The sequence below is a fragment of the Mesorhizobium sp. M00.F.Ca.ET.216.01.1.1 genome (assembly GCF_004010325.2).
Classification (GTDB): Bacteria; Pseudomonadota; Alphaproteobacteria; order Rhizobiales; family Rhizobiaceae; genus Mesorhizobium.
On sequence record NZ_SADR02000001.1, the window covers coordinates 470,157 to 486,212 of the forward strand.

14 protein-coding genes are annotated in these 16,056 nt (G+C 61.9%); 5 read left to right on the forward strand and 9 right to left on the reverse strand.

What is annotated here, in order from left to right:
* Nucleotides 1–29 precede the first annotated feature (29 nt).
* Nucleotides 30–1,088, reverse strand: coding sequence for a sn-glycerol-3-phosphate ABC transporter ATP-binding protein UgpC (gene ugpC / locus EN859_RS02405; RefSeq protein ID WP_127852224.1), 1,059 nt, complete (start codon nucleotides 1,086–1,088; stop codon nucleotides 30–32).
* 295 nt (nucleotides 1,089–1,383) lie between these two features.
* Between ugpC and EN859_RS02410 the strand changes: the two genes are divergently transcribed.
* The 3 genes from EN859_RS02410 to EN859_RS02420 all read left to right on the forward strand — a co-directional run bounded on the left by EN859_RS02410 (nucleotide 1,384) and on the right by EN859_RS02420 (nucleotide 5,202).
* The gene (locus EN859_RS02410) at nucleotides 1,384–3,048 is read left to right on the forward strand and encodes a sugar ABC transporter substrate-binding protein (RefSeq protein ID WP_127852225.1); all 1,665 of its coding nucleotides are present in this window, start codon (nucleotides 1,384–1,386) and stop codon (nucleotides 3,046–3,048) included.
* A 101-nt stretch (nucleotides 3,049–3,149) separates the two neighbouring features.
* Nucleotides 3,150–4,271, forward strand: coding sequence for a sugar ABC transporter permease (locus tag EN859_RS02415; protein ID WP_127852226.1), 1,122 nt, complete (start codon nucleotides 3,150–3,152; stop codon nucleotides 4,269–4,271).
* 13 nt (nucleotides 4,272–4,284) lie between these two features.
* On the forward strand, nucleotides 4,285–5,202 hold the full coding sequence (locus tag EN859_RS02420; protein WP_127852227.1) for a carbohydrate ABC transporter permease: 918 nt from the start codon (nucleotides 4,285–4,287) through the stop codon (nucleotides 5,200–5,202).
* 112 nt (nucleotides 5,203–5,314) lie between these two features.
* Here the strand turns inward: EN859_RS02420 and EN859_RS02425 are convergent, their stop codons facing one another.
* Both EN859_RS02425 and hxlB read right to left on the reverse strand, forming a co-directional pair.
* Complete coding sequence (locus EN859_RS02425) at nucleotides 5,315–6,058, reverse strand: creatininase family protein (protein ID WP_127852228.1); 744 nt, start codon at nucleotides 6,056–6,058, stop codon at nucleotides 5,315–5,317.
* A gap of 5 nt (nucleotides 6,059–6,063) precedes the next feature.
* Nucleotides 6,064–6,630 carry a 6-phospho-3-hexuloisomerase gene (hxlB, locus tag EN859_RS02430; protein WP_127852229.1) on the reverse strand — a complete coding sequence of 189 codons (567 nt, stop codon included), beginning with the start codon at nucleotides 6,628–6,630 and terminating at the stop codon, nucleotides 6,064–6,066.
* A 180-nt stretch (nucleotides 6,631–6,810) separates the two neighbouring features.
* Here hxlB and EN859_RS02435 point away from each other — a divergent pair, with 180 nt between their 5' ends.
* Nucleotides 6,811–7,830, forward strand: coding sequence for an aldo/keto reductase (locus EN859_RS02435; protein WP_127852230.1), 1,020 nt, complete (start codon nucleotides 6,811–6,813; stop codon nucleotides 7,828–7,830).
* Between the two features lie 87 nt (nucleotides 7,831–7,917).
* Here the strand turns inward: EN859_RS02435 and EN859_RS02440 are convergent, their stop codons facing one another.
* From EN859_RS02440 to EN859_RS02465, 6 genes are all read right to left on the reverse strand, one after another.
* Complete coding sequence (locus EN859_RS02440) at nucleotides 7,918–8,190, reverse strand: HU family DNA-binding protein (protein WP_006201846.1); 273 nt, start codon at nucleotides 8,188–8,190, stop codon at nucleotides 7,918–7,920.
* A gap of 30 nt (nucleotides 8,191–8,220) precedes the next feature.
* Entirely contained in the window at nucleotides 8,221–8,433 is a 213-nt protein-coding gene (locus EN859_RS02445) for a hypothetical protein (protein ID WP_127852231.1), read from the reverse strand.
* A gap of 57 nt (nucleotides 8,434–8,490) precedes the next feature.
* The gene (gene lon / locus EN859_RS02450; RefSeq protein WP_127852316.1) at nucleotides 8,491–10,902 is read right to left on the reverse strand and encodes an endopeptidase La; all 2,412 of its coding nucleotides are present in this window, start codon (nucleotides 10,900–10,902) and stop codon (nucleotides 8,491–8,493) included.
* Nucleotides 10,903–11,210: 308 nt separating this feature from the next.
* Nucleotides 11,211–12,485: an ATP-dependent Clp protease ATP-binding subunit ClpX gene (clpX, locus tag EN859_RS02455; RefSeq protein WP_127852232.1), complete on the reverse strand. Its 1,275-nt coding sequence runs from the start codon at nucleotides 12,483–12,485 to the stop codon at nucleotides 11,211–11,213.
* Nucleotides 12,486–12,780: 295 nt separating this feature from the next.
* Nucleotides 12,781–13,410 (reverse strand): ATP-dependent Clp endopeptidase proteolytic subunit ClpP, encoded by a 630-nt coding sequence (clpP, locus tag EN859_RS02460; RefSeq protein ID WP_127852233.1) that lies wholly within the window; start codon nucleotides 13,408–13,410, stop codon nucleotides 12,781–12,783.
* A gap of 193 nt (nucleotides 13,411–13,603) precedes the next feature.
* A complete protein-coding gene (locus EN859_RS02465) occupies nucleotides 13,604–14,707 on the reverse strand; it encodes an FAD-dependent oxidoreductase (RefSeq protein WP_127852234.1) in 1,104 nt (367 codons plus the stop codon).
* Between the two features lie 105 nt (nucleotides 14,708–14,812).
* Between EN859_RS02465 and EN859_RS02470 the strand changes: the two genes are divergently transcribed.
* Nucleotides 14,813–16,054, forward strand: a complete 1,242-nt coding sequence (locus tag EN859_RS02470) for a cytochrome P450 (RefSeq protein WP_127852235.1) — start codon at nucleotides 14,813–14,815, stop codon at nucleotides 16,052–16,054.
* Nucleotides 16,055–16,056 lie beyond the last annotated feature (2 nt).

The following is a 16,056-nucleotide window of genomic DNA, read 5'->3' on the forward strand; positions in this document are numbered from 1 at the left end:
TCCCGGACGGGTTTTTTTGGATGTGAAAATCAGAGCCGTTGACCGGTCTCTGCGTCGAAGAGGTGGACCTGGTCAAGCCGAGGTTTCAGGCGAAGCGTGTCGCCGGGCTTGAAGTCGTGGCGCTCGCGGAACAGCGCCACCATCTCGCCCTCGCCGAAACGCAGGAATACCAACGTTTCGGAACCGGTCGGCTCAACCACGGAAATTTTCGCAGGCACGCCGTCGGGATGGATTTCGAGATGCTCTGGCCGCACGCCGTAGACGACGTTGCGTCCGTTCTCTACCGTGTTGTTCGCAGCAATCGGGAACGGCGTGCCGGCGATCTCGACGACAGGCTTGTCGCCCTTGCGCACGACGCCCTTGAGCAGGTTCATCGACGGCGAGCCGATGAAGCCGGCGACGAAGAGATTGGCCGGCCGGTCGAACAGTTCCAGTGGCGCGCCGACCTGCTCGATGCGGCCATCGCGCATGACGACGATCTTGTCGGCCATGGTCATGGCCTCGATCTGGTCGTGCGTGACATAGATGGTGGTGGTCTTCAGCCGCTGGTGCAGTTCCTTGATCTCGGTGCGCATCTGGACGCGCAGCTTTGCGTCGAGATTGGAGAGCGGCTCGTCGAACAGGAACACCTGCGGGTTGCGCACGATGGCGCGCCCCATGGCGACGCGCTGGCGCTGGCCGCCGGAAAGCTGCCGCGGATAGCGCTTGAGATAGGGATTGAGGTCGAGGATGTCGGCCGCGCGCTTGACCCGTTCGGCGACAACCGCCGGGTCGGTCTTCCTCAGCTTCAGCGCAAAGGCCATGTTCTGCTCCACCGTCTTGTGCGGATAGAGCGCGTAGTTCTGGAACACCATGGCAATGTCGCGCTTGGCCGGCGGCAAATGATTGACGACACGGTCGCCGATGGCGATCGTGCCACCCGAAACGGTTTCGAGCCCGGCCACCATCCTGAGCAGCGTGGACTTGCCGCAACCCGAAGGGCCGACCAGCACCACGAACTGACCATCGGCGATGTCGACACTGACTTCGTGCAGGACCTTGACGGTTCCGAACGCCTTGGCCACATTGCTGATCGCGACTTGAGCCATCGGGCCCCCTTTCGTTGCGGTGAAGCTAACCAACGCAAACGGCAAGGGCAAGTCAGTCTTTTATAGATAAAAAACCCCATTCTCGTTGACACGGCACTTGGTTGTGAGAATAGTGAAAGGGCTCGGGTTATGACCCTGTTCCGGGCGCGCCGGCACGCTTGTCCGGACCACGGAAATCGAAGCGTCGCGGGAGGAAAACTTGGGCCGCTATTTCCAGGAGTCGCTGTTGTTGGGGAACACGTCCAGGGCTCCAAGCATTTGAAACGATCACCATTGAAATTCTGGGAGGAATGAGATGAAAGTCAGCCTTTACAACCAACTTGTCCGTGCGGGAGCCACCCGCCGCGATGTCCTCAAGGGAGCGGCCAGCGTGGCCGCGCTAGCAGCCGCATCCGGTGCCGGGCTCGGCGCGCTGACGCGTCCGGCTGCCGCCGCCGATGATCTGCGCGCAAAAATCCTGCAAATCCCCGGTGTCGGCAAGGGTCAGCCGACCGATGCCGACTTCCAGCAGGTCGGCGAGCTTTGCCTGGAAGCGACCAAGGCCAACGTCAAGGAAGGCGAATTCGCCGGCGTCCAGCTCACCTTCATGGGCCTCAACAACCAGAACCTGCACAATGTGCTGTTTCGCGGCTTCCTGAAGCCGTGGGAGACCTACACCGGCGCCAAGATCAACTGGATCGACCTGGCGCAGGCCGACTATAATGCCCGTCTGCAGCAGTCGATCGCCACCGGCACCGTCGATTTCGACATCATCGAGATGGGCGCGCCGTTCGAAGGCGATGTCTGCGGCAAGGGCCTCACCTCCGAGATGCCGGACTGGGTCAAGGACCAGATCGACATGAAGGACGTCGTCGCCTATCTGCAGCCGCCGGTCGGCACTTGGGATGGCAAGCAGTATCGCGTGACCGTCGATGGCGACGCGCACAACTTCAACTACCGCACCGACGTGTTCGCCGATGCCGACCTCGCCAAGGCGTGGAAGGACGGCGGCGGCGAAGGTGAATGGGGCGTGCCGAAGACCTGGCAGCAGGTGCAGGCGGTGACCAAGTTCCTCAAGGGCAAGCAGGTGAACGGCCAGGATATCTTTGGCTACCTCGACGCACCCAAGCCCTGGGGCGGTTTCGGCTTCTACTTCCTCGGCAGCCGCGCCAGCGCTTATGCCAAGCATCCCGACGACAAGGCCTGGCTGTTCGACGCCGACACGATGAAGCCGCGCGTCAACAATCCGGCCTGGGTGCGGGCGATCCAGGACGTGATCGACGCGCTGCCCTCCGAGCCCGCCGACCAGATCAATGCCGACCCCAACACCACCGCCTTCCAGCAGTTCCTGGCCGGCACCGGTTCGATGGTCACCTGGTGGGGCGACGTCGGCTCGAACGTCAAGACCAACGACTCGTCGGTCGTCGGCGACATCACGGGCTTCTCGATCCTGCCGGGCTCGGATGATGTCTACAACTCCAAGACCGGCCAGTGGGACAAGCTCGCCAGCGGGCCGAACTACGCGCCGAACTGCGCTTATCTCGGCTGGGGCGTCTATGTCATGGCCCGCGTCGATACCGACGAGAAGAAGAAGAAGGCGGCGTGGTCTGCCGCGGCTCATCTCGGCGGCAAGGACCTGTCGCTCTGGTGCGCGGCCTATCCGTCGGGCTTCCAGCCCTACCGCAATAGCCATTTCAACATTCCGGAATGGGTGGCGGCGGGCTATGACGAGGCCTTCATCACCTCGTATCTGAAGTCCGAAGCCGACAGCTACAATCATCCGAACGCGGCGATCGAGCCGCGCATCCCCGGCATCTTCCAGTATTACAGCGCCGCCGAGGATATCCTGGCCAACACTTTCGCCGGCAAGATGAAGGCGCAGGAAGGCGCCGACGCCATCGCAGCCGCCTGGGAGAAGCTGACCGACCAGATTGGCCGCGAAAACCAGATCAAGCTCTACAAGGCCTCGCTCGGCATGTAAGCTGATACTACAATGAATCGTGATCCGGCGACGCAAAGCCGCCGGATCGCAGCTTGACTGGCCCGGCCGGTCATGAAGCCTTCTGTCAACGGACGAGATGCGTGGCTGACCAGACTTTGTCCACCAATGCGTGGCCGGCAAACGCCGCTCCATCCGATCTGATATCGCCGGGCCGCAAGCGGCTCGGCTGGGCGTTGATGGCTGTTGCTACGCTCGGCCTTTTGGCAACGATCGCAGTTCAGATCCTCTATAAGACTGAGGTCGACACCATCGGCTTCGAGACCTGGCGGCCGGTCGTCTACGCCTATGTCTTGTGGGGCATTGCACTCGGCATCGGCCAGGTGCTGACGCGCGGCGAAGACGGCCAACGCGCGCTGTTCCTGCTGCCGGCGCTGCTGTTCACCATCGCCATGGTGATCTTCCCGACGCTTTTCGGTTTCTACATCGCGCTGACCGACTGGAACCTCAGTTCCTTTTCCGGCCGCAAGTTCAACGGGCTCGATAATTTCTGGCAGATGCTGAGCGATTCCTATTATCGCAACGCGCTGTTCAACATGGTGCTTTACGTGCTGGCGGTATTCGTCGAGTACGTCATCGCCTTCGGCCTAGCGCTGCTTCTCAACGCGCAGATACGCGCGCGAAAATTCTTCCGCGTCGTCTTCCTCATGCCGCTGATGTTGTCGCCGGTCGCGGTGTCGTGGATGATCGGCAAATCGCTGATGGAATACCGGTTCGGGCCGGCGGCGACGCTGGCACGTCATCTCGGTTGGGAAAATCCTGCCTTCTTCTCGAACCCGATCACCGCCCGCATCTCGATCATGGTGCTTGATGCCTGGACCTTCATCCCGTTCATGATGATCATGCTGCTCGCCGGCCTGCAGGCGATGTCGCGCGAGGTGCTTGAGGCAGCTAGGGTGGACGGCGCCAGCGCCTGGCAAACCTTCTGGCAGGTGACCTTCCCGCTCATGCTGCCGGTGTCGGTGACGGCGGTCATCCTGCGCATCATCTTCAAGCTGAAGCTTGCCGACATCATCATCACCGTCACTTCCGGCGGGCCGGGCGGCGCGACCGATTCCGTCTCCAGCTTCATCTACCGCGAGTACCGTGACCGCTCAAATGTCGGCTACGGCACCATGCTGGCGATGGCCTACCTGATCCTCATCGTGGTGTTCGTGACGTGGCTGTTGAAATTCGCCAGCCGCTTCGTGCGCAACGTCAATTGATCGGACCGGCCACATGAGCGTTCAGACCACCGATTATGCCGCTTCCGAAATCCGCTCGCCGGCAAGCCTCGTCGCTAATCGCGTCTTCATCTACGGCGCGCTGATGTTCTGGGCCTTCATCTGCCTGTTCCCGATCTATTGGACGATCACCACCTCGTTCAAGACCGCGGTCGACGTCACCCAGGGCCACCTCATTCCGTTCATCGACTTCCAGCCGGACTGGAAAGGCTGGCGCTCGCTCGGCCTGTCGCCGGACTCGATCTTCCGGACCTCGACGGTGCGCGACGAGTTCATCAAGCGCTTCATGAATTCGGTCATCACCTCGGTCGGCGCGTCGAGCCTGGCGATCATCATCGGCAGCCTCGCCGCGTATGGGCTGACCCGCTACCGTTACAAATTTGCCTGGTTCAGGAACGAGGACATTTCCTTCTTCTTCCTGTCGCAGCTGATCCTGCCGCCGGTCGTACTGGCGCTACCCTTCCTCGTGCTCTACCGGGAAGTCGCCCTGCTCGACACCCGCGTCGGGCTGATCCTGCTCTACACGCTGATGGTGCTGCCGATCGTTATCTGGATCATGCGCGACCAGTTCAATTCGATACCGGTCGAGCTCGAGGAAGCCGCGCTGGTCGACGGCCTGTCGATTTGGGGTGCCTTCTTCCGCATTGTCATGCCGATCGCGCTGCCGGGCATGGTCGCCGCCTTTATCCTGGCGATGGTGCTGTGCTGGAACGAGTATTTCTTCGCAGCGCTGCTGACCTCGACCGACGCCAAGACCATTCCGGTGATGGTGGCGAGCCAGACCGGCTCGCAAGGCATCAACTGGTGGTCAATGGCCGCTCTTGCCACCGCCGCAATCACGCCGCTCGCCGTTATCGGCATCGCGCTGGAACGCTACCTGATCATGGGCATGACAGCGGGCGCGGTGAAGTAGGCGATTGCTGACTGGCCACCAGCCGTCGATCTCCAACATCTGCGAATGGCGTAGGCCTTTATGCTGGCGCGACGGATCGCTACGGCTTTCATTCTGCACCACTGCATTCGCACTAGCGCGACAGTATCTCCCGCAGATGATCGAGGATCATGGCGACGCCCTTTTGCCCCAATTCCGCCGAAGCGTCAGGCGCGGTCGCCGTGTACCAGCCCTTGTTGTCGGCGAAGTGGCCGGCGTCCACCGCTTCCGGGCACAATGCCAGCATCAGCGAGGTCTCGCCGATACCGGCGTGGTCGAACGGGTATTGGCCGTTCATTGCGGCCGGCATCAGCGGATGCACCTGTACCCAGTTGAAGAAATTGGCCCCCTCGGCGTGCGCGGCATAGTAGTCGGCCATCGTCTCGGAGCCCCACCAGCCCTCACCGCGTTCCTTTTCGAGGAAGCGGAAGATCGCCTGCCGGCCAGCGGTCTTGAAAGAGAGATCGGTCGGCATGCCGGCGGCAAAATTCTCGGTCTGGTGGTGGATGATGGCGTGGATGTTGCGGAAGCCGATGCGCAGCAGGCTATAGAACAGCTCCTCAGCGAACGGCGCCAGCGCATTGCCACCAACCTGCACCGAGCCGCTGCCCTCGGGCGGCGCCACCGCGTAGCTCGCCGCGCCGTAGTAGAAGGGCGGAAGGATGACGATGTCAGCCTCTTTCTCGAACAGTTCCAGCGTCTTGACGACCGCCAGCGTGTCCATGCCGACGGCCATGTGCTCGCCATGGTATTCGAGCACGCCGAGCGGGAGTACGACCGGCCAGTTCTCGGCGATCGCCTTGCGGATCTGGTGTGGCAGCATCAATTCGTAGCGCATGGCGGCTACTCCATGTTGGCGTGGCGGGCGCGCATCGTCTCCGGTGACTGGCCCGTCAGATCTCGGAGCTTCAGCACCATCACCTCGAACAGAACGAACAATGCGCCTTCAAACACCGATCCCATCGGCAGCACGGATGTCTTCTCCGACCCCTGGTCGTTGGCCATGGTCTGAGCGGGAATGAGCAAGCTGAAGTCGGCAAGTCTTGCCGCGCTGCTCTCGCCTTGTGCGGTCAGCAGCAGGATCGTGGCACCCGCTTCGCGGGCGATTTGCATCAAGGTCAGCACGGTAGAAGTCTCGCCCGGGCCGGAGCTGACGAGGAACACATCGCCCGAGCCCAGCGGCGGCGTGGTCATGTCGCCGACCACCGACACCGGCAGGCCGAGATGGTAGAGCCGCATCGCGAAACCCTTGACCTGCAGCGCCTCGCGACCGCAGCCATAGACGGCGATCTTTCTCGCGCCGGCCAGCATGGCGCAGGCGGAATCGATGCGGCTCTCGTCGACCCTTGCCAGCACGTTGCCGAGCTCGTTCAGCGCAATACCGAACAGATCCGTGCCGGCATTGGTCATGACGGTTGTACCCGCTTACCGGAACCAGAAAACCGTCTGGATTCTTTGGCCATTTCTTCCCCGAACAGCTTGTTTTTGTTCATGCTATCACCGCGAAAATCGGTGTCCAACGGCACGCAGCGCTTTTGATGGGCCACAAGCGTGATAGTGTCAGGGCAAACAGAGAGGAAACGGCAGAATATGAAGACACGGCATTTCGACCGCATCGGCAATGGCATCGACTTCACGGAACTTGGCTTCGGCACGGCGCCGCTCGGAAACCTCTACCGCGCCGTCTCCGACGAGGATGCCAATTCCACGCTGGAGGCGGCGTGGCGGGTCGGCTGCCGTTACTACGACACCGCGCCGCTCTATGGGCTCGGCCTGTCGGAAACGCGGCTCAATCCGTTCCTGCGCTCGAAAAAGCGCGACGACTACGTGCTGTCGAGCAAGGTTGGGCGCCTCATGCGCGCCTGCCCGCCGGAACAGCGCACCGGCATCGGCAAGTTCTTCGACACGCCGTCGCGGCAGGAAGTCTACGACTACAGCTATGATGGCGTCATGCGCTCGTTCGAAGCCTCGCTCGAACGGCTCGGCGTCGACCGCATCGACATCCTCTTCGTGCATGATGTCGACATCTTCACCCATGGCAGCAAGGAAGCCTCGGACCAGCGCATCGAGGAGTTCATGCGTTCCGGCTATTACGGGCTGCTGGCGCTGCGCGACCAAGGGGCGATCAAGGCTTTCGGCGGCGGCATCAACGAATGGCCGGTCGCCCAGACGCTGGCCGAGCGCGGCGACTTCGACCTTTTCCTGCTCGCCGGGCGCTACACGCTGCTGGAGCAGGAGGCGCTGGAATCGTTCCTGCCGCTGTGTCAGAGGCGTGGCATCGGCATCGTTCTCGGCGGGCCGTACAATTCCGGCATCCTGGCAACCGGACCGAAGCCCGGCGCCTTCTACAATTATTCCGAAGCGCCGCAGGACATCCTCAATCGTGTCGCCGGCATCGAGGCGGTCTGCAAGCGCCACGGCGTGCGCCTGATCGAGGCAGCGTTGCAGTTTCCGCTGCTGCATCCTTCTGTGGTGTCGGTGATCCCCGGCGGCCAGCGGCCAAGTGAGGTCGAAAGCAACCGGTCACTGCTCGACGCCAAGCTGCCCGCAGCACTCTGGGCCGATCTCAAGAAGGAAGGGCTGATGCGCGCCGATGCGCCGACGGGATAAAGCCCCTGCCCTCCAACGCATCTGCGCCGAACGCAAAAGAAAAGCCGAGCAAGCCCGGCTTTTCTGATCTCTGAAAAGAAAAGGGTCTTAGTTGACCGCGTCTTTGAGGCCCTTGCCAGCCGAAAACTTCGGCACGGTGCGCGCGGGGATCTTCACTTCCGCGCCGGTCTGCGGGTTGCGGCCGGTCGACGCCGCGCGCTTTGACACGGTGAAATTTCCGAAGCCGACAAGCCGGACATCGCCGCCCTTTTTCAACTCGCCGGTGATTACGGAAAACACCGCATCCACAGCCGATTGCGCGTCGCCCTTCGAAATGCTCGCGGCGTCGGCGACAGCGGACACCAGTTCGTTCTTGTTCATCAAAATTCCCTTCCATGAGAAAACCGGAACTTACGACTCATCCGGCAGGAAACGGACTTTAGAAAGAAGCGCTTCGGCAACCAAGTCGAAAAGCGCCAGAAAAAACGAAAAAAGCCCGGAATTCCGGGATTCTTCACATGAAAAAGCCGGGTTTTTGGGCCCGGCTCTCTCTTTGTGCATTGCAACCTTAGCAGCAACTAATGCATAGCCCCGAAAACCAGCTTCGGTTTTCGGAAGGACCATGCATAGACTCAAGAGCGTTAGCGCGTCCTTTGCCAGTCCAACAGGACGCGCGATGCTCTAATGTGCAAGCGTCTTTCCAGCGTCGTCTCCGGTATCAACCGCAGCCGGCGGATTGACCGGTTCGACCCACTGGATCGGCTCCGGCATACGCACCAGCGCATGGCGCAGCACCTCACCGACCCGCGAGACCGGAATGATCTCCATACCGCTCTTCACGTTGTCTGGAATCTCCGCCAGATCCTTGGCGTTCTCTTCCGGGATCAGCACCTTTTTGATGCCGCCGCGAAGCGCCGCCAACAGCTTCTCCTTGAGACCGCCGATCGGCAGCACCCTGCCGCGCAGCGTGACCTCGCCGGTCATCGCGACATCGGCCTTGACCGGGATACCGGTCAGCACAGAGACGATCGCCGTCGCCATCGCCACGCCAGCCGAAGGTCCGTCCTTGGGCGTAGCGCCCTCGGGTACGTGGACGTGGATGTCGCGCTTGTCGAACAGCGGCGGCTCGATGCCGAAATCGATAGCCCGCGAGCGGACGTATGAGGCCGCCGCCGAGATCGATTCCTTCATCACGTCGCGCAGGTTGCCGGTCACCGTCATGCGGCCCTTGCCGGGCATCATGACGCCTTCGACCGTCAGCAGCTCGCCGCCGACTTCCGTCCAGGCAAGACCGGTGACGACGCCGACCTGATCGTCGGCTTCGACCTGGCCGAAGCGGAAGCGCGGAACACCAAGGTAGTCGGCGAGATTGTCCGCCGTGATGTTGATCGTCTTCTTCTTCGTCCGCAGGATCTCGGTCACCGCCTTGCGCCCGAGCTTCATCAACTCGCGCTCCAGGCTCCTGACGCCCGCTTCACGGGTGTAGGTCTGGATGATGCCGCGGATCGCGTCCTCGCCGACGGCGAACTCCTTCGGCTGCAGCGCGTGATCGCGGATCACCTTTGGCATCAGGTGACGCTTGGCGATCTCGATCTTCTCGTCCTCGGTGTAACCGGCGATACGGATGATCTCCATGCGGTCCATCAGGGGCGCAGGGATATTCAGCGTATTGGCGGTCGTCACGAACATCACGCTCGACAGGTCGTATTCGACCTCGAGATAGTGGTCCATGAACGTCGAGTTCTGTTCGGGATCGAGAACCTCGAGCAGCGCCGACGACGGATCGCCCCGGAAATCCTGGCCCATCTTGTCGATCTCGTCGAGCAGGAAGAGCGGGTTGGATTTCTTCGCCTTCTTCATCGACTGGATGACCTTGCCGGGCATCGAGCCGATATAGGTGCGCCTGTGGCCACGGATCTCGGCCTCATCGCGCACGCCGCCCAGCGCCATGCGGATGAACTCGCGGCCGGTCGCCTTGGCGATCGACTTGCCGAGCGAGGTCTTGCCGACGCCGGGAGGTCCGACGAGGCACAGGATCGGCCCCTTCAGCTTCTTCTGACGACTCTGCACGGCGAGATACTCAACGATGCGGTCCTTGACCTTGTCGAGGCCGAAATGGTCGGCGTCGAGCACATTCTGCGCGAAGGCCAGATCATGCTTAACCTTGGAGTTCTTGCCCCACGGTATCGACAGGATCCAGTCGAGATAATTGCGCACAACGGTCGACTCGGCCGACATCGGCGACATCGTCCTCAGCTTCTTCAATTCGGCTTCCGCCTTTTCGCGGGCCTCCTTGGAGAGCTTGGTCTTCTTGATGCGCGCCTCGATCTCGGCGGCCTCGTCGCGGCCATCCTCGCCCTCGCCGAGCTCCTTCTGGATCGCCTTCATCTGCTCGTTGAGGTAGTATTCGCGCTGCGTCTTCTCCATCTGGCGCTTGACGCGCGAGCGGATACGCTTCTCCACCTGCAGGACGGAGATTTCGGCTTCCATGAAGCCCATCGCCTTTTCCAGCCGCTCCTTGATCGAAAGCGTGGCCAGCATTTCCTGCTTCTCGGGAATCTTGATGGCAAGATGCGAGGCAACCGTATCGGCGAGCTTGGAATAGTCGTCGATCTGGCTGGCGGCGCCCACCACTTCGGGCGAGATCTTCTTGTTCAGCTTGACGTAGTTCTCGAAGTCGGTGACGACTGAACGGGCCAGTGCCTCGATCTCGACCTCTTCCTCGTCCGGCTCGACCAGAGCCGAAGCACGGGCCTCGTGGAAGTCGGGACGGTCGGTGAACGAGACGATTTTCGCGCGCGAGGCGCCTTCGACCAGCACCTTAACGGTGCCGTCGGGCAGCTTCAGCAATTGGAGCACGTTGGCAAGCGTGCCGATGTCGAAGATAGCATCGGGCTGGGGATCGTCGTCGGCGGCATTCATCTGGGTCGCAAGCAGGATCTGCTTTTCCTGACCCATCACTTCTTCCAGCGCCTTGATCGACTTTTCACGCCCGACAAAGAGCGGAACGATCATGTGCGGAAACACCACGATATCTCGCAGTGGGAGAACTGCGAAGACGCCGTCGCTGGGAGCCTTGGGTAATTTGGCCATTGTCCAACCTTTCATGTCGCGACTGCCAATCGGCCAACCGCGAATCTTATATTAACGACCGGGGATCGTTCCGCCTACCACCGTTTGTGACGGGAGTTTTACAGCACAGAATTTTGGCACCACGGCCTTCTGCTGTTAGTTGGAGGCACCGGGGGCAAAGATCAAGGGTAAACACAATTCGTTCTCCAGTCCGTCACAAGGCGACCCCTCCGCAGCAGCAAAATTGGCGCAAACAACAGCAAAACGGGCGCAACAGCAAAAACGGCGCCTCACGGCGCCGTTTCAAAAAATCCTGCAGCCGGCTCACGTCAGGCGCTGACGCTGCCCTTCTTTTCCTTTTGCTCGGAATAGATGTAGAGCGGCCTAGCATTGCCGGAAACCACTTCTTCCGAAATAACCACTTCGCGCACGCCTTCCAGCGCCGGCAGTTCGAACATGGTGTCGAGCAGGATCGCTTCCATGATCGAGCGCAGGCCGCGGGCGCCGGTCTTGCGCTCGATGGCGCGTTTGGCGATCGCCGACAGCGCATTCTCGTGGAAGGTCAGGTCGACATTCTCCATCTCGAACAGCCGCTGGTACTGCTTGACCAGCGCGTTCTTCGGCTCGGTCAGGATCTGGATCAGCGCCGGCTCGTCGAGATCCTCCAGCGTCGCCAGGACCGGCAGGCGGCCGACGAATTCCGGGATCAGGCCGAATTTCAGCAGATCCTCGGGCTCGACCAGGCGGAAGACGTCGCCGGTGCGGCGATCCTCGGGCGAAGCGACGATGGCGCCGAAGCCGATCGAGGTCTTGCGGCCGCGATCCGAGATGATCTTGTCCAGCCCGGCAAAGGCGCCGCCGCAGATGAACAGGATGTTGGCGGTGTCGACCTGCAGGAACTCCTGCTGCGGATGCTTTCTGCCGCCCTGCGGCGGCACGGAGGCGACCGTGCCTTCCATGATCTTCAGCAGCGCCTGCTGCACGCCCTCGCCCGACACGTCACGGGTGATCGAGGGGTTGTCGGACTTGCGCGATATCTTGTCGATCTCGTCGATGTAGACGATGCCGCGCTGGGCGCGCTCGACATTGTAGTCGGCCGACTGCAGGAGCTTCAGGATGATGTTCTCGACGTCCTCGCCGACATAGCCGGCCTCGGTCAGCGTCGTCGCGTCGGCCATGGTGAACGGCACGTCGATGATGCGGGCCAGCGTCTGCGCAAGCAGCGTCTTGCCGCAACCGGTCGGTCCGATCAGCAATATGTTGGACTTCGCCAGTTCGACATCGTTGTTCTTGCCGGCGTGCGCGAGGCGCTTGTAGTGGTTGTGGACGGCCACCGACAGCACGCGCTTGGCGTAGGGCTGGCCGATGACGTAGTCGTCGAGAACCTTCAAGATCTCCTGCGGGGTCGGCACGCCCTCGCGCGACTTCACCATCGAGGTCTTGTTCTCCTCGCGGATGATGTCCATGCACAGCTCGACGCATTCGTCGCAGATGAAAACCGTCGGGCCGGCGATCAGCTTGCGCACTTCGTGCTGGCTTTTGCCGCAAAACGAGCAATAAAGCGTGTTCTTGGAATCACCGCTGTTGTTGCCGACCTTGCTCATTTTCATGTCCTTTCATGGCCGCCCGCCGATGGTCTGGTTGAAAGGGCGCATATTCAATCTATCGCGGGAATCCGCCGCCGCCAGTATCCCGGCTCCCGCAACGCATTCCGTACGAAACACAAATCAGAAAACGTGGCAATGATTCGCAGCAACCCCACGCAAAGCTAAGCCGTCGAAAATCAACATAGCCTTAACGTAGGCAATCCCGTCCGTCGAGGGAACAGCCAATTGTGGCCGAAATGCCGCAAGCTGCGCCAAAAGCGCGTTATCCCGCCATTCAACTGCCATCGCGCGCTTATGCGGCGGCAACTTCAGCCGGCTCGCGCGACGAAATGACCTTGTCGATGAGGCCGAAATCCTTGGCCTCGTCGGCAGTCATGAAATGGTCGCGGTCGAGCGTTTTCTCAATCTCGTCATAGCTCTTGCCGGTGTGCTTGACATAGACCTCGTTCAGACGACGCTTCAGCTTGATGATGTCCTGAGCGTGGCGCTCGATGTCGGAAGCCTGGCCCTGGAAGCCGCCAGAAGGCTGGTGGACCATGATGCGGGCATTCGGCGTGGCGAAACGCATGCCCTTCTCACCAGCGGTGAGAAGCAGCGAGCCCATCGAGGCCGCCTGGCCGATGCAGAGCGTCGCTACAGCCGGCTTGATGAACTGCATTGTGTCGTAGATCGCCAGGCCGGAGGTGACCACGCCGCCGGGCGAATTGATGTAGAGGTTGATTTCCTTCTTCGGGTTCTCCGCCTCGAGGAACAGAAGCTGCGCGCAGACCAGCGTCGCCATGCCGTCCTCGACGGGGCCGGTGATGAAGATGATGCGCTCCTTCAGCAGCCGCGAGAAAATGTCGTAGGCTCGCTCGCCGCGATTGGTCTGTTCGACCACCATCGGAACGAGGTTCATGTAGGTTTCGACGGGGTTCTTCATGGACTATCCCTTTTTGGAGATGGGATTCCGGCGCCGGGAAATAGCAAGTCGGGCAGAATCGGATCTTGATCGTTATCATGTAAATAGGATGCCGGCTCACCCTTACGCAAGGCCGCCCACTCCTAGCCATCTGGTTAAGTCGAATCAAGCTTCCTGCGCAAGGATTCGCGCGAGGCAAATGCCGGCAGCTTTCTCAGGCCACCTCGGCCCTGAGCCATTTCTTCAAGCCCGCGACATCGCCGTTGCCGACGCAAGCCGCAACCCGTCTGCCGACCGCCGCGCCGAACTTGTAGCCGTGGCCGGAGCAGGCCGAAACGATCAGGCATCGGCCCTTCTCATACGCCAGGAATTTCTCGTCGGCGGTGAAAGTGTAGGCGCAGGTGACGACCTCGGTCACCCCATACTCCTCGATACGCGCGATCGGCGGCGAAAACAGGTTGCGGATCGCCTCGCCCTCGCCCGGCACCGGCTTGCGGTTCCAGTCGGCGTCGCTGGTCGGTACCCTGTGCAGCCCTGAGCCGAATTTCATGCCGGCGCCGCCAGTAGGCGGGATCACGTGGCCGTCGACGGTGCCGCCGACATCCAGGACGACAGGCGCCGCCTGCCAAACGGCCTTCAAATCCGCCGGCGGTTCGACATAGGTGAGCGCGTTGCGCCAGGTCTTCAGCTCGCCGCCCAGTTCCGGGAACAGCTTCAGTACCCAGGCGCCGGCGCTGACGACGATTTGGCCGGCCTGCATCGTTTCGCCGCCGGCAAGCACGATGCGGCCGGCCTCGGCGTCGACCTCCACCACCTTGCTGTTTTCGTAAACGTTGGCGCCGTTGGCGCGCAGCCATTTGGCGAGGCCGGCGGCGATCCTGCGGCAATGCAGCGCACCGCCGTCCGGCGAGAAATAGGCGTAGCGGAACGAGCCGGTTTCCAGGAAGCGCCAGCGTTCGACGGCGGCGTCGGGATCGAACAGTTCGAATGGGTAGTCCCCGGCTTCCATGCCTTCGCGGTACTCCTCGGCCTCGTCTCCGGGCTCGCGCGAAATGCACAGGAAGCCGCGCGGATCGAGATGGCTTTCGCCGAGGTCGGCCCACATCTCGTCCCAGGCCTCGTAGGCTTCAGTGATCAGCCGGCCATAGCCCGTTGCGGCCCGATAGGCGCGGCGGATGATGCGGTGATGATCGCCGGACGCGGCAAGCGGATTGGGGATCGGTCCTTGCTCGACGATCGATACAAGGTGCCCGGCCTTGACCAGCGACCACGCCGTCGAAAGCCCGGCAATGCCCGCACCGACTACGATCACATTCATCGAAACCGTCCTTCCGCAGCCATCTCGGCTGGCTCAACGCATTGGCTTGCCGGGCGTCAACATACGGTCTGGCACCCGCGTGGCAAGCCGCGCTAATGATTCAGAATGATGCCAGATTATCTTGCCTTCGATCCCTCCACACGCAGCGTGCGGCTCGATCCTCACGAACCGGCTTTCTTCCAGAACCCCTACGAGGCCTATGCCTTCATGCACGGCGTATCGAGCGGCTTCTTCTGGGAAGAGTTCGGCTTCTGGTGTTTTGGCGGCTTCGACGACGTCAACCGGCTGATGCGCGACCGGCGCTTCGGCCGCCAGAACCCGGCCGGCATCCTCGATAGCCGCGGCATCGGCCAGGACCGCACGCATCTGAGCGCATTCGACGGCATCGAGGCCAATTCGATGCTCGAGCTGGAGCCACCCGTGCACACCAGGCTGAGAACGCTGGTCAACCGCGCCTTCGTCTCGCGCCAGGTCGAGCGGCTGCGGCCGCGCGTCGAGGCGCTCGCCAACGAATTGATCGACCGTTTCGAGCCCGGCCAGGTCGACCTGCTGCCGGCTTTCGCATCGCCTTTGCCGATCACCATCATTGCCGAAATGCTCGGCGTGCCGGTCGAAATGGGGCCGCAACTGCTCGACTGGTCGCATAAGATGGTTGCGATGTACATGCATGGCCGCACGCGCGAAACGGAGGAGATTGCCAATCACGCGGCGCAGGACTTTTCGGATTTCCTGCGCGGCTATGTCGCCGAACGCCGCAAGCAGCCGGGCGATGATCTGTTGTCGCTGCTGATCTCGGCGCAGGAGGATGGCCAGAAACTATCGGAGGACGAGCTGGTGTCCTCGGCGATCCTGCTGCTCAACGCCGGCCATGAGGCGACCGTGCACCAGACCGGCAATGCGGTGCGGACGATCCTCGCGCAAGGCGGCGACACGCGCCGCTTCTTCACGTCCGCCGATGCGACCGCCGCCACGGTCGAGGAGTGCCTGCGCTTCGACGCGCCACTGCACATGTTCAGGCGCTACGCCTATGAGCAGATCGAGGTCGCACCAGGCATCCTCGTGCGGCCGGGCGAGACGATCGGCCTGCTGCTCGGCATGGCCAATCACGACCCGGTCGCCTTTGCCGAACCCCTCGCCTTCAGGCCGGACCGTGCCGACCAGAAGAACGTCTCATTCGGCGCCGGCATCCATTTCTGCATCGGCGCGCCGCTCGCGCGGCTCGAATTGCAGGTGTCGCTGAAAACCCTATTCGAGCGGCAGCCGCGGCTCGGCCTTGCTGAACAGCCGCGCTTCCGCGACACCTATCATTTCCACGGGCTGGAAACGCTCGCCGTGCGCACCGGATAAGA